15 protein-coding genes are annotated in these 13,700 nt (G+C 68.2%); 10 read left to right on the forward strand and 5 right to left on the reverse strand.

Annotation, left to right across the window (positions count from 1 at the left end; translation table 11 throughout):
* Positions 1-178 precede the first annotated feature (178 nt).
* The 8 genes from ACFTE1_RS13780 to ACFTE1_RS13815 all read left to right on the forward strand — a co-directional run bounded on the left by ACFTE1_RS13780 (position 179) and on the right by ACFTE1_RS13815 (position 7,309).
* Positions 179-1,084, forward strand: a complete 906-nt coding sequence (locus tag ACFTE1_RS13780; protein WP_380622282.1) for a hypothetical protein — start codon at positions 179-181, stop codon at positions 1,082-1,084.
* Positions 1,085-1,379: 295 nt separating this feature from the next.
* Positions 1,380-2,423: a quaternary amine ABC transporter ATP-binding protein gene (locus ACFTE1_RS13785; RefSeq protein ID WP_380622284.1), complete on the forward strand. Its 1,044-nt coding sequence runs from the start codon at positions 1,380-1,382 to the stop codon at positions 2,421-2,423.
* Complete coding sequence (locus ACFTE1_RS13790) at positions 2,420-3,331, forward strand: ABC transporter permease (RefSeq protein WP_380622286.1); 912 nt, start codon at positions 2,420-2,422, stop codon at positions 3,329-3,331. Before ACFTE1_RS13785 ends, ACFTE1_RS13790 begins: the two co-directional genes overlap by 4 nt.
* 52 nt (positions 3,332-3,383) lie before the next feature.
* On the forward strand, positions 3,384-4,316 hold the full coding sequence (locus tag ACFTE1_RS13795; protein ID WP_380622288.1) for a glycine betaine ABC transporter substrate-binding protein: 933 nt from the start codon (positions 3,384-3,386) through the stop codon (positions 4,314-4,316).
* A gap of 138 nt (positions 4,317-4,454) precedes the next feature.
* On the forward strand, positions 4,455-5,351 hold the full coding sequence (locus tag ACFTE1_RS13800) for a glycine betaine ABC transporter substrate-binding protein (protein WP_380622290.1): 897 nt from the start codon (positions 4,455-4,457) through the stop codon (positions 5,349-5,351).
* An 80-nt stretch (positions 5,352-5,431) separates the two neighbouring features.
* Positions 5,432-5,878, forward strand: a complete 447-nt coding sequence (locus tag ACFTE1_RS13805) for a deaminase (RefSeq protein ID WP_380622292.1) — start codon at positions 5,432-5,434, stop codon at positions 5,876-5,878.
* Positions 5,879-5,904: 26 nt separating this feature from the next.
* The gene (locus ACFTE1_RS13810) at positions 5,905-6,672 is read left to right on the forward strand and encodes a sulfurtransferase (RefSeq protein ID WP_380622294.1); all 768 of its coding nucleotides are present in this window, start codon (positions 5,905-5,907) and stop codon (positions 6,670-6,672) included.
* Positions 6,673-6,676: 4 nt separating this feature from the next.
* Positions 6,677-7,309 (forward strand): hypothetical protein, encoded by a 633-nt coding sequence (locus ACFTE1_RS13815; RefSeq protein ID WP_380622296.1) that lies wholly within the window; start codon positions 6,677-6,679, stop codon positions 7,307-7,309.
* Positions 7,310-7,377: 68 nt separating this feature from the next.
* Here ACFTE1_RS13815 and ACFTE1_RS13820 read toward each other — a convergent pair whose 3' ends face one another.
* The 5 genes from ACFTE1_RS13820 to ACFTE1_RS13840 form a co-directional block, all read right to left on the reverse strand.
* Positions 7,378-8,058, reverse strand: coding sequence for a metal-dependent transcriptional regulator (locus ACFTE1_RS13820; RefSeq protein ID WP_380622298.1), 681 nt, complete (start codon positions 8,056-8,058; stop codon positions 7,378-7,380).
* Between the two features lie 190 nt (positions 8,059-8,248).
* Positions 8,249-9,262 (reverse strand): sigma-70 family RNA polymerase sigma factor, encoded by a 1,014-nt coding sequence (locus ACFTE1_RS13825; protein ID WP_380622300.1) that lies wholly within the window; start codon positions 9,260-9,262, stop codon positions 8,249-8,251.
* A gap of 272 nt (positions 9,263-9,534) precedes the next feature.
* Complete coding sequence (locus ACFTE1_RS13830; RefSeq protein WP_380622302.1) at positions 9,535-10,164, reverse strand: trimeric intracellular cation channel family protein; 630 nt, start codon at positions 10,162-10,164, stop codon at positions 9,535-9,537.
* Between the two features lie 118 nt (positions 10,165-10,282).
* On the reverse strand, positions 10,283-10,537 hold the full coding sequence (locus ACFTE1_RS13835; protein WP_380622304.1) for a DUF3039 domain-containing protein: 255 nt from the start codon (positions 10,535-10,537) through the stop codon (positions 10,283-10,285).
* A 99-nt stretch (positions 10,538-10,636) separates the two neighbouring features.
* On the reverse strand, positions 10,637-10,963 hold the full coding sequence (locus tag ACFTE1_RS13840) for a DUF3099 domain-containing protein (protein WP_380622306.1): 327 nt from the start codon (positions 10,961-10,963) through the stop codon (positions 10,637-10,639).
* A gap of 163 nt (positions 10,964-11,126) precedes the next feature.
* On the opposite strand from ACFTE1_RS13840, the gene dtd reads away from it, so the two are divergent.
* Complete coding sequence (dtd, locus tag ACFTE1_RS13845; protein ID WP_380622308.1) at positions 11,127-11,549, forward strand: D-aminoacyl-tRNA deacylase; 423 nt, start codon at positions 11,127-11,129, stop codon at positions 11,547-11,549.
* 71 nt (positions 11,550-11,620) lie between these two features.
* A complete protein-coding gene (locus tag ACFTE1_RS13850) occupies positions 11,621-13,351 on the forward strand; it encodes a DEAD/DEAH box helicase (RefSeq protein WP_380622310.1) in 1,731 nt (576 codons plus the stop codon).
* Positions 13,352-13,700: the final 349 nt, after the last annotated feature.

The raw sequence follows: 13,700 nt of genomic DNA on the forward strand, positions 1-13,700 counted from the left end.
TATCCAGTGAAACGCGCACCGGCCCAGCGCGCTCGCCGCGCGTCGCCCCGGGCACCCGTGACGGTCCGTGCGTAACCCTTCTCGTTGTGGCCGTATGTCGGGAATCGGTCAGTTTTTTCCCTTTGAACACGCTGTGAAATGGTCGCGCGGTACCGTACCCGGATGTGATGATCGTCTAATGGATTTGTTCGACCTTCACCAGCACGTCGAGTGGAACGCGCGACTCGACGCCCGCGCCTCGCGCGAGAGCGTGGACTGGCCCGAGCGGCGGGCCGGCCTGGAGCGGTTGGCCGACGGCGGCCTCGCCCGGCTCCAGTACCTCTTCTCGGTGCCCGCCCACGACCTCGAGATGACCTCCGTCCTGTTCGAGGACGTCGTCTCCGACGCGCTGCGCGAGGCGGCCGAGGCCGGGGCGAAGTTCACCCAGTTGAGGCTCCCGATGGACTCGGTGGCCCTGGGGTCGTTCATGGAGCACTTCAAGCTCGCCGTCAAACAGGTCCAGCGCGACCACCCCGGTTTCGACGCGCAGGCGATCCTCAGCCTGAACATGTGGGACCCGGTGACGGAGGAGATGGCCGAGGTCCTCCCCGACGCCGCGGCCGAGGGGCTGGCCGGGATCGAGCTGTTGTACGTGCCCTATGCCGCGGAGGCCGACTGGTCGCTGGGCCGGCTGCTGGCCCGTTCGGCGGCGCGCTCGGGGCTCGACGTATCGGTGCCCGTGGGCGCCTATTCGACCGCCAATGTCGAGTCCGTGCTCGCGATAGAGGGAGTCAACCGAGTCGCCCACGCCGTCCACGCGGCCTACGACGACGTTCTGCTGCAGCGCATTCGCGAACAGTCCATTGTGATAGAGGTATGCCTCACTGCGTCGCTCCTTCTGGGAATGGTTCCGTCGCTTGACGAGCATCCCCTCAGGAGGATGCTCGACGCCGGATGCGACGTCGTGCTGGGCACGGATTCGCCTCTGCGGCTGGGAACGACCATCGCCCGCGAGTACGAACTCGCGCGCCGGGCGGGGCTCTCGGAGGCCGAATTGACCTCTCTGTCACAGCGATCCTCGTCTCTCATGTCCATTGCGATTTGATAACCGGCGCATAACACTCGAAGCTGTGCGCTGGCGCTTCAACATTTCTCGACCGACTACCTACTCGGTAGCTCTGTGAATCTTCCTTTCCTTTCGGGTATTGTCGTGCCTTGTTCCCGGACGGGGTTCGCCGTGTTCTCCATCGGCCAGCCCTACCGTGCCCGCCGACGTGCACTCCAGCCTCGGTATCCGCCGTCTGGGAATTATTGGGGCCGCGACGCGGAAGAGTTCCGCGTCCCACCGCCGAATGGCGGTCGCCCTTACCCAGCCGGAATTCATTCCGGGGAAGGAAAACATGTCTGCCATAGAAGTCGAATCCCTTTACAAGGTATTTGGCAAGGGCGCCAAGAATGCGGTCAAGGATCTGTCGACCGGCATTCACCGCGGGGAATTGCAGAACAAGAAGGTCACCGCCGCGGTCATCGACGCCACCTTCACCGTCGAGGACGCCGAGATCTTCGTCGTCATGGGACTGTCCGGATCGGGCAAGTCCACGCTCCTGCGCATGCTCAACGGCCTCCTCCCGCCCACCGACGGCTCTATCCGCATCGGAGACGCCGAGCTGGGAGACCTGAAGGGCAAGGCCCTCAGGGAACTGCGCCAGCAGCGCCTCAGCATGGTGTTCCAGCACTTCGCGCTCCTCCCCCACCGCTCCGTCCTCGACAACGTGGCCTTCGGCCTCGAGATCCGGGGACTGACGAAGGAGGAGCGGCGCGAGAAGGCCCGCGAGGCGGTCGAGATGGTCGGCCTCTCCGGCTGGGAGGACAAGCTCCCCGCGCAGCTCTCCGGCGGCATGCAGCAACGCGTCGGCCTCGCCCGCGCGCTCGCCGCCGACACCGACATCCTGCTCATGGACGAGGCCTTCAGCGCCCTCGACCCGCTCATCCGCCAGGAGATGCAGGACCAGCTGCTCGAACTGCAGAAGTCCCTCGGCAAGACCATCGTGTTCATTACCCACGACCTCAACGAGGCCATGAAGATCGGCGACCGCATCGCCATCATGCGCGACGGCCGCGTGATCCAGATCGGCACCGCCGAGGACATCCTCCTGCGGCCCGCCGACGAGTACGTCTCCGAGTTCATCGCCGACGTCGACCGGTCCCGCGTGCTCACCGCCGAGTCCATCATGGAACCCGCCAAGCTGGCCGACACCGGCGAGTTCGCCACCGTCGGAGCGGACACCCCGGTCACCGAGCTTTTCGAGCCGGCCGCCTCCTCCGACGACCCGCTGGTGGTCGTCGGCAAGGACGACGACGCCATCGGGATGATCACCCAGCAGCGCATCCTCGAGTCGCTGACGACCGATGACGCCGGCGAAGAGAGGAGCCCCGAGGCATGAGCGACTTCATCCAGTACCTCCACGACTGGCTGTGGACCTACATCTGGCAGCACTTGCCGACGATGCCCTTCGGCAGCTGGATGGCCGACCTGGTCTACTGGCTGCGCGACAATTGGCAGGGACTCTTCGGGACGCTCCAGACGGGCTTCGAGACCACCTACGAGGGCCTGGCCGACGCCCTGCTCTGGCTTCCCAGCGGCGTCATGGTGATCATCTTCGCCCTGATCGCCTGGCTCGCCCGGTCGTGGAAGCTCGGCCTCGCCATGGGCGCCGGCGCGTTCCTGATCGCCTGGACGCCGTTCTGGGCCTCCGCCATGGACACCCTCGCCATGGTCATCGTCTCCACAATCATCGCCACCCTCATCGCGATACCGCTGGGCATCTGGACCTCCGAGTCCCCGACCCTGAGCAAGATGGCCCGGCCGGTCCTGGACTTCATGCAGACCCTGCCGGCGTTCGTCTACCTCATCCCCGTGGTGATGCTCTTCGAGGTCGGACCGGTGCCCGGCATCATCGCCACGATCATCTTCTGCATGCCGCCCGGAGTCCGCTTCACGGAACTGGGCCTGCGCCAGGTCGACAAGGAGACCGTCGAGGCCGGACAGGCCTTCGGCGCGTCGCCGCTGACCATTCTCACCCGCATCAAGATCCCGCTCGCGCTCCCGACGATCATGGCCGGCCTCAACCAGGTCATCATGCTGTCGCTGTCCATGGTCGTCATCGCCGGCCTGGTCGGCGGAGGCGGGCTCGGCCAGGAGATCGACAAGGCGCTCGGAAACCTGGACCTGGCCGCGGGCTTCAACGCCGGACTCGGCGTGGCCTTCCTCGCCATCTTCCTGGACCGAGTGACCCAGGGAATCTCCGACCGCACGCCGGTCGCCCGCGCGGCCCGCATCGCCAACGGCTAGACCGGCCCTCCTGAACCCGATCGAACACCCGCATGAGAGAGGAACAATGACAATGAACCGCCGCAAACTTCTCCGCAACTCCGCCATCGCCTCCGCAGGAATCGCAGGGGCCGGCCTGGCCGGCTGCTCCGTCGAGAAGGAGCCCGGCTCCGGGGGATCGAGCTCCGCCTCCGAACTCGGCTTCAACCTCCCCAAGGGCGAGGGCAAGCTGAACATCGGCTACATCCCGTGGGACGAGAACATCGTCACGAGCTACATGTGGAAGGGCGCCCTCGAGGCCGCCGGCTACGAGGTCGAACTCCACCAGACCTCCAAGGTCGGCGTCCTGTTCCAGGCCCTGGCCGACGGATCCTACGACCTCTTCCTCGACACCTGGCTGCCCACGACCCACGAGACCGAGTGGGCCAAGCACAAGGACGTCCTCGAGGACATCGGCGTCTGGTACGACTCGGCCAAGCTCACCATGGCCGTCCCGACCTACGTCGACGGCGTCGACAGCCTGGAGGACCTCAAGGACAACGCCGACCTGTTCGAGTCCAAGATCGTCGGCATCGAGTCCTCCTCCGGCCTCGCCGAAGCAGTGAACGAACACGTCATCCCCGGCTACGGCCTCGACGCCTACGACCACGTCACCTCGTCGACCAACACCATGCTCGCCACGCTGGACTCCTCCATCAACGAGGAGAAGCCGGTCCTGGTGACGCTGTGGAAGCCCCACTGGGCCTACGGCACCTACGACCTGAAGGACCTGAAGGACCCCGAGGGCGCCCTCGGCGGCGCCGAGGAGATCCACGTGGTCGGCCGCGAAGGCTTCAGCGCGGACTTCCCGGACCTGGTCGACGCCCTGAGCACCTTCAAGATGTCCGACGAGAAGCTCTCGGACCTCGAGGTCAACGCGCTCAAGAGCGACGAGTTCAAGGACGACCCGGAGGCCGGCGTCAACGCCTGGCTCGAGGAGAACAAGTTCAGCGAGTTCTTCGAGTAGACCGCAGGTCTCGAACCGCCATTAGGGCCCGTGTCGGGCAGTGCTCTCCCGCACGGTCGGCACGGGCCCTTCCGCGTGGCACTATTGGGTAGCCATACAATTACTTTACGTAATTGCACTCGATCGGAACGAAGGACGATGCGGCGACGAACCCTGATGACCCTGGCCGGGGCCGGGCTCCTGGCGAGCGCGGGGTCCTGCGGAAAGGACGCCGACGGCGACGGCTCCGAGGTCGTCCCCGTGCCCACCGGCGAGGGCAAGGTGTCCCTGGCCGGCATGCCCTGGGCCGAGTGCCTCGTCATCACCGAACTGTGGCGCCAGGTCCTCACCGAGTCCGGGTGGACGGTCGAGGTGCGCGACTTCGACGACGCCGACGAGCTCTACCGGTCCCTGGCCGAGGGAGAGGTCGACGTCTTCCTCGACGGCTGGCTCCCCCGCACCCACGATCCCTACATGCGCCGCTACGGCGAGAAGATCGACAACATCTCCTTCTGGTACGACGACGCCGCCCTGGCCATCGCGGTCCCCGACTACGTCGAGGACCTCACCGCCCTCGACGAGCTCGACGAGTACGCCGACCTGGTCGGCGGGCGCGTTCTGGGGGTGGAGGCCAGCGCCGGGGTCATGCTCGCCGCCGAAGAGGACGTCTGGCCGTACTACAACCTCGAGATCCCCATCGAGCCCTCGTCGACCGACGCGATGCTCACGTCCCTGGAGAGGGCCGTGGAGAGGCGCGAGCCGGTCGCCGTGACGCTCTGGACGCCGCACTGGGCCTACGAGGAGTTCGGGCTGCGCAGCCTCACCGATCCCCACAACATCTTCGACACCATCGAGACGATCCACGTCTTCACCCGACAGGGCCTCGAGTCCGACCGGATGCGGCTGGCCTCGACCCTGCGGAGTTTCAGCATGAACGAGGAAAGCCTCCTCGATCTCGAACGCCGCGCGCTGCGGGGCGGCGGTAGCCTGGAGGAGGGAGTGTCGTCCTGGCGGCGCGACAACCCCATCGGGGACTTCCTGTCGACGGACAACTGAGCCGCTGACGACTGAGCCTCGGATTCCTGAGCCGCACGCACCGGAGCCGTCGCGAGGGCGGCGGCAGAGAGCGAGGGCCCGTGAACGACCGCGAATGGCTGAACAGAGCAGTGGAGCTGGCCCGGAGGGCGCCCGCCTCCCCGTCCGCCTTCAGCGTGGGGGCCGTCATCGTCCTGGACGGTGAGGCGGTCGGCGAGGGCTGGTCCCGTGCGGAGGACCCGGCCGACCACGCCGAGGAGGTCGCCCTGCGCCAGGCCGGCGAGCTGGCCCGGGGCGCGGCGGTCTACTCCTCCATGGAGCCGTGCGGACTCCGTTCTTCCCGCCCGCGGCCCTGCGCGCGACTGCTCATCGAGGCGCGCGTAGCCAAGGTCGTTTACGCCGCCGCCGAGCCCGAGACCTTCGTGCAGCGCACCAGCGGGGACGAGCAGCTGCGCGCCGCCGGCGTCGAGGTCGTCGTCATGCCCGACCTCGCCGGAGAGGCCCTGGCCGCCAACGAGCACTTGCCGGGCCTCCCATCCGCCGAGTAGGATCCGCGCGGCGGTAAAGTGAGGGCATGGATCCCAGGATCGGCATCGCCGAGTTCTCCCAGTTGAACAGTCCTGTCGTCCTCGACGTGCGGTGGAGCCTGACGGGCCCGGAGCGCAGGGGCGACTACCTCTCTTCGCACCTTCCCGGCGCGGTCTTCCTCGACCTCGACGCCGACCTCTGCGGCCCGGTGGCCGAGACGGGGGGCCGCCATCCGCTGCCCGACCCCGAGAGGCTGCGGGAAGTGCTGCGCGGGGCCGGGATCAGCGACGACTCGACGGTCGTGGTCTACGACGACGACGCGGGAATGCCCGCCGCTCGGGCATGGTGGACGCTGCGCTGGGCCGGCATCGCCGGCGCGACGGTCCTGGAGGGCGGTTTCGAGGCGTGGAGGGTGGCCGGAATGCCGGTCGAGTCCGGGCCGGTGACGCCCGAACCGGGCACCGCCATGGTGCGCCCCGGATCCCTGCCGACACTATCCTACGAGGACATTCCCGCCTGGCTGGAGGAGCACGAGCTGATCGACGTTCGCGCCCCCGAACGCTACCGGGGAGAGAACGAGCCGATCGACCCGGTCGCCGGGCACATTCCCGGCGCCGCGAACATCCCCGTGACCCGGACCGAGGACATAGAGTCCGCCGAGGACGCCGCCTTCTACTGCGGCTCGGGCGTCACCGCCTCCCTGGCCGCCTGGAGGCAGGCCGTGGCGGGGCTGCCGGTCCCGCCGGTCTACGTGGGCTCATGGAGCGACTGGATCTCCCGCGGCGGCGAGCGCGCCGTGGGCGAAGGGAAGTGACACCGTGCTGAACACCATGCGCGCCAAGGGCGTCCGCGGGCTCGCCGCGATCGCCGCCGTGGCCCTCGTGGGAGCCTGCTCCGCGCCCCAGGAGAAGGACGACGAGGAGCCCCTGCCGGGCGACCTCACCGAGGTCGAGCCCGAGGAGGAGCGGGCCCCGGTCGAGCTGGACCTGGAGGCCGCCGAGGGGCTGTGCCCCCTGATCGACTCCGACGCCCTGATCGACGCCACCGGCCACGACTTCAAGTACGCCGACGGTTTCCCCAAGGAGGGGGACGAAGAGTTCGACGAGGAGTACGACAGCTCCTCGTGCGTGCTCAAGACCGCCGAGGGGTCCTTCCCCGACCTCACGCTGGCCAACGGCAAGAAGGAGCTGGACGACGAGACCTATGTCGACAAGGTCGTCGGCGACAAGGCGCTCGTCGAGGGTCTGGGCGTGGCCGGGTACTCGGCCGTTCTGACCGAGGACACGGGCGCGGGCCCGGCGCTGCTGCTCAACTGGATCAACGAGGACTCCTGGTTCGAGCTGCGCTACACCGAGGCCGACGGCGTGGACGAGGGACAGGTGGAAGACCTGGTGGACGCCTTCGTGGACCTGGCCAAGGGGATCGACGCGGCGCACGCCGAGTCGAAGTGAGTCCGTCCGCCTAGGTCGGAGGGCAGGCGGAAAGGCCGGGGTCTCCGCACCGCGAACGGTGTGGAGCGTCAGGCGGCCATGGTGACGAAGAGGCGTTCGGCGTCGGGCTTGGAGATCACGACCTCGCCGGTCGGCCCGGCCAGGACGAAGTCCTCGCCGCGCAGCTGCACCTCCGCCTCGGCCTCCGGGTCGAGCCCGGCGCCGTGCAGGGCGTTCAACAGGTGCGGCTGGGTCTGCACCGACTCCACCAGGCGGGCGATGCGGACCTTCTGCCCTTCGGCGACAGTGACCAGCGCGACGCCCTCTCCGATGGCGTCGGACGCGCTCTGGTCGAGGTCGCGCAGCCCCGGGATGGCGTTGCCGTAGGGCGAGTGGTCGGGTTTCTGCAGCAGTTCGTAGACGCGGCGCTCCACGTCGTCGCTCATGACGTGCTCCCACTTGCAGGCCTCTTCATGAGCCTGCTCGTAGGGCAGTCCGATGATGTCGACGAGGAGCCTCTCGGCGAGCCGGTGCTTGCGCATCACGGAGACGGCCTGGCGGCGGCCCTCCTCGGTGAGCACGAGCTGGCGGTCGCTCTTGACGTGGAGCAGGCCGTGGCGTTCCATGCGGGCGACGGTCTGGGAGACCGTCGGTCCGCTCTGGTCGAGCCTCTCGGCGATGCGGGCGCGAAGAGCGGGAACGCCTTCCTCTTCCAGTTCGAGGATGGTGCGCAGGTACATTTCCGTGGTGTCAACCAGGTCGGTAGCCATTAGTCGTTCCTTCGGACTCGTCGGCCGGCGGGCTAGGGTTCGCAAAACCGTATGGACCAATGTTAGCCCGCCCCGCCGACGGTGCCGGGGCGCCTCGCAGGCGTTCCGCACTGTGACAGTGTTCATGGACACGCCATGAGCCCCACGGGGTCACGGGGACCGCGGGGCTCGGGGCGCTCCGGGGGCGCTTTCAGGCGACGTACTCGGAGAGCTGCGTCGCGTAACCGGGCTGGCGCAGCAGGTGGAGGGCGTTCTTCTCGATCTGGCGGACGCGTTCGCGGGAGAGCCCGAAGTCGGTGGAGACCTCCTCCAGGGTCCGCTGGCGGCCGTCGTCGATGCCGAAGCGGAGGCGCAGGACGGCGCCCTCGCGCTGCGGAAGCGTGCGGAGCACGGCGTTGATGTGCCGGCTCATCATGCGGTGGGCCACGGTGCCCTCCGAGGTGGTCTCGACGGCCATTCCGGCGACCATGTCGCCGAGCACCGTGTTGTCCTCCTCACCGACGGTCTGGTCGAGGCTGACCGGTTCGCGCTCGTAGGTGAGCAGCTCCAGGACCTTGACGGTCGGGACGCCCATGTCCTCGGCGATCTCTCCGGCGCGCGGCTCGCGGCCGAGCTTGGAGAGCAGCTCCGAGCGGACCTTGTTCATCCGCTTGATCTGGTCCATGGCGTGCGCCGGGACGCGGATGGTGCGGGCCTGCTCGGTCAGGGCGCGGTTGATCGCCTGGCGGATCCACCAGGTGGCGTAGGTGGAGAACTTGTAGCCCTTGGTGTAGTCGAACTTCTCCACCGCGCGGATCAGCCCGAGGTTCCCCTCCTGGATCAGGTCGAGCATGCTCAGCGAGTGGTGGGAGTAGCGCTTGGCGATGGAGACGACGAGGCGGAGGTTCGACTCGAGCATCCGGCGCTTGGCGCGGCGCCCCTCCTCGGCCAGGGCGGCGAGGTCGGAGCGCAGGTCCGGGTCGGTGGCGATGCTCACGCGGTGTTCGGCGATGAGCCCGACCTCGATGGTCTTGGCGCAGGTGACCTCTTCTTCGGCCGTCAGGAGGCGGTGGCGGCCGATGCCGTTGAGGTAGTGGCGGACGGGGTCGGTGGACGGTTCGGTGTTCGCGGGTCGGGGGGCGCTATGAGAACCCTGGGCGCTCTTGCGCGAGTTCGCGGAGCGCAGTCGGGGAGCGGGGTGCGGGACTGTGTTGGTCTGTGCCATCGGGATTCACCTTCCTGGACGACTCCAACCGGGCACCGGGGAGAATTTCTTGTCTGGCCTTCAGCTTGCCTTGGGAAAAGCCGAGGTGAAACCCCTTGCGGGCAAAGGTGGCACAAACTCGGGAGACAAGTCCGCGACAGGGTTCCGAGAGTCGTCTACCGGATAGTAATAGTGTCGCTTACGGGACGGCGGAAGGCGCCTTTCGCGTGCCTCAGATCCGGGGTTTCGGGGTGGACCGGAGATTGGCCGGTTCGGGCCGCCGGCCGGGGAGCTCAGATCCGGGGTTTCGGGGCGGACCAACGGAACTTGATGGCGAGCAGCCGGACGGCGAAGACGACGCAGCCGCCGCCGAGGGCGCTGACCCACTGGCCGTGGGAGGAGTCCAGCGGGGTGGCGACGACGGCGAGGACGGCGCCGGCCAGGGCGGCGACGGCGTAGAAGTCCTCCCGCAGGATCACGGGGATCTCCTGGGTGAGGAGGTCGCGGATCATCCCGCCGCCGACGCCGGAGAGGACGCCCACCACGCAGGCGGCCCAGGGGCTGAGGCCGTACGCGAGGCCCTTCTGGGTGCCCAGGGCGGTGAAGAGGGCCAGTCCGGCCGCGTCGAGGACGAGGACGGCCCTGAAGAGGCGGGAGAAGGCGGGGTGGAAGTAGAAGACGAACACCGCCGCGAGGACCGCGGCGAGGGGGTAGCGCCAGTCGGAGAGCAGCAGCGGGGGAACGGCGCCGATCAGGACGTCGCGGGTCGCTCCCCCGCCCAGGGCGGTGACCACGCCGATGACGGCGACGCCGAACATGTCGAAGCGGCGCGCGACCGCGGCCGAGGCTCCGGAGGCGGCGAAGACGACCACGCCGGCGAGATCGGCGACCAGGACAACGCTGAAGGGCTCCACCTCTAGCATTATGCCAGCGTGAAGCCCTTAGGAGTCCATTCACCGCGGTTCGGTGGATCCGGCTCACTACCCGGACCGCGCCGTGGGACGCTCGCGGAGCGGCGAGCGGGGCCGGAGGCCCCGGTCGTCACTTCTTCATCTGCTCGAAGATTTCCTTGCAGGTCGGACAGATCGGGAAGCGCTCGGGATCACGGGTGGGGACCCACATCTTCCCGCAGAGCGCCTTGACCGGAATACCGTCGAGCATGGCCTGCATGAGCTTCTCCCGCGGCACATAGTGCGAGAAGCGCTCCTCATCACCCTCGTCATAGCGGTATTCCGACTTGCTCTCGGTCTGTTCGTCCAGCGTCGTGGAGCCACCGGTGGACGGCAGGTCGCTCACGGCTGTTCACCCTCTTTCAGGTCCTCTAGTGCGACAGCCGTTCACAGTGGCCGGCGGTCGGATTCGAATCGAGAAACCAAGTCTAGCCGTTCGAACCGCTCAATCCGAACCGATGGAGCGCCGACCTCCCCCGCCGTCCGATTCCAGACGGCGCCGGCGGGCCGCCTTCTCCGCCTTGCGCATCTTGCGGGTCACCAGGCGGTCGTTGGCCAGCAGGACCGTCATCCAGGGCATGGCCGAGACGATCGCCACGCCCAGGAGGAGCCACAGCCACAGCAGGGGGACCTGGAGCACGGCCAGGACCGCGCAGAGGACCAGGACGACGACCCGCAGGCCCATCATGACGAGGTAGCGGCGGACTCGGACGTGGCGCTCCTCCTCCAGGCTCATGCGGGCTTCGGTGATGACCTGGGCCTTGTCCTTCATACCCTCAGCATAGGCCCGCCCCGGCCGTCGCGATAGGGGCCGGGCGGATCGGATCTGGTCGGCCACAGGAGGGCCGGACCGCTCGACGGACAGGAGGAGCGGGTCCCTACCATCGATGGCGGCGGAACCCGCCGCCGGAGAACGACCCGCGAGGGGAGCGCTTGTGAAAGCCGTAGTACAGACCGTCTCACGCGCCTCGGTGACCGTGGACGACACGATCGTGGGATCGATTACCGACGGCCTTCTCGTCCTGGTCGGCGTCACTCATACTGACACCGAGAAGGAGGCCGAGTGGATCGCCCGCAAGATCTGGAGCCTGCGCGTGCTGGAGGACGAGAAATCCGCCTCCGACCTGGGAGCCCCCGTGCTGTGCGTCAGCCAGTTCACCCTGTACGCCGACTGCCGCAAGGGAAGGCGCCCCACGTGGAACGACGCGGCTCCCGGCGACGTCGCCGAACCGCTGGTGGACAAGGTCGTGGAGTACCTGCGCGGATTCGGCGCCCAGGTGGAGACGGGGAAGTTCGGCGCCTTCATGAACGTGGAGAGCGTCAATGCGGGACCGCACACCATCCTGCTGGAGAAGTGATCCCGCCCCGGACTCCCGGGTTAGAATCAACATTCTGTCCCCGTCCTGAATCCGGTCCGAGAGGAGCGCCGATGATCCCTGCCGTGAAGCCCGATGCCCTTCCGTCCCTTCGGGTCTGGCAGAGAGAGGCCATGCTGTCGTACCACTCCGGAGCAAAGCGGGACTTCATGGCCGTGGCGACGCCCGGCGCGGGCAAGACGACCTTCGCCCTCCGTATCGCCTACGACCTCCTCGCCGAGGGCACCGTCGACACCGTCACGGTCTTGGCCCCCACCGAGCATCTGAAGACCCAGTGGGCCGTCGCCGCCTCGCGGTTCGGCATCCACCTCGACCCCGGCTTCCGCAACGCCGACATCCACTCCGCCTCCGACTACCACGGCGTGGTGCTCACCTATGCCCAGGTCGGCGCGGACCCCGCCGTCCACCGCCGCCGCACCCTGGCGCGCCGGACGTTCGTGATCCTCGACGAGATCCACCACGCCGGCGACTCCCGCTCCTGGGGCGACGGGGTGTTCAAGGCCTTCGACGAGGCCGACCGGCGCCTGGCTCTGACCGGTACGCCGTTCCGCTCCGACGACAACCCGATCCCGTTCGTGCGCTACGACGAAGGACCCGACGGGGCCAAGCGGAGCCAGGCCGACGCGCTCTACGGCTACCGCGACGCGCTCACCGACGGCGTCGTGCGGCCCGTGATCTTCCTGGCCTACTCCGGGCAGGCGAAATGGCGTTCCCGGGCCGGAGACGAGCTCTCCGTGCGCCTGGGGCAGCCGCTGACCAAGGACCTGACCGCGCAGGCGTGGCGGACTGCGCTCGACCCGCAGGGCGACTGGATCCCCCAGGTCCTGCGCGCGGCCAATAAGCGCCTCGAGTCTCTGCGCGCCGCCGGCATGCCCGACGCGGGCGGGCTCATCATCGCCTCCGACCAGACCACCGCCCGCGCCTACGCGGGAATCCTCAAGAAGGTCACCGGCAAGACCGCCGAGGTCGTCCTCTCCGACGACGGCGACGCCTCCGACCGCATCGCCAAGTTCTCCGACTCCGACCAGGAGTGGCTGGTCGCCGTCCGCATGGTCTCCGAGGGCGTCGACATCCCCCGCCTGGCCGTCGGGGTCTACGCGACCAACGCCCACACTCCCCTGTACTTCGCGCAGGCCATCGGCCGCTTCGTGCGGTCCAGGCGCCCGGGTGAGACGGCGTCGGTGTTCCTGCCCTCGGTCGTGCCGCTGCTGCGGCTGGCCGAGAATCTGGAGGCCGACCGCGACCACGTCATCGAGCAGAGGAAGGCCGAGGACGAGGACCCCGAGGATCTCCTCGCCGAGGCTCAGCGGGAGCTCAACGAGCCCGGCGAGCCCATGGGGACGCGCGAGACGCTGGAGACCAACGCCGAGTTGGACCAGGTCATCTTCGAGGGCAGCTCCTTCGGCATCCCGGCGCAGCCGGGCACCGCCGAGGAGCAGGAGTACCTGGGCATCCCCGGCCTCCTCACCAGCGACCAGGTCGAGCTGCTACTGCGCAAACGCCAGCGCGAGCAGATCAGCAAGCAGGCCGACCGCCCGAAGGCCGCCGAGGCGCCGGCCAAGGAGAAGGCCGAGCCCGCCGCGGAGCCTCCCATGACGAACGCCCAAAAACGCCTCAAACTGCGCAAACAGCTCAACCAGCTGGTCGGGGCGCGAGCCGTCGCGACCGGGGAGCCGCACGGCAAGATCCACTCCATGCTCCGCAAGTCCTGCGGCGGCCCGCCGAGCGCCCAAGCCACCATCGAACAGCTGGAGCAGCGCATCGCCACCCTGCGCTCCTGGTGAGCCGGGCGCGCGGCGCCGGGAGAGCGGCGGAGCGGATTCGGCGCCGCCGCACAGACCGGGCTGCGCGGCCACACAGCCACACAGCCACACAGCCACACAGCCACACAGCCACACAGCCACACAGCCACACAGCCACACAGCCACACAGCCACACAGCCACACAGCCACACAGCGGAGTATGCCGCCCGGCAGGAACCACGGAAACCAAGGCGGAACGGACGAGGGAACGAAACCACCGGGCCAGAACAGAACAGAGCTGAACCAGGCAACGGGGCAAAGCCACGGAACAAGGCAATAGAACAGGGCCGGGAATCCCACGGGATTCCCGGCCCTTGAAGTCTTGGTCGTT

The organism is Salininema proteolyticum (assembly GCF_042685645.1).
Taxonomy (GTDB): domain Bacteria; phylum Actinomycetota; class Actinomycetes; order Mycobacteriales; family Micromonosporaceae; genus Salininema; species Salininema proteolyticum.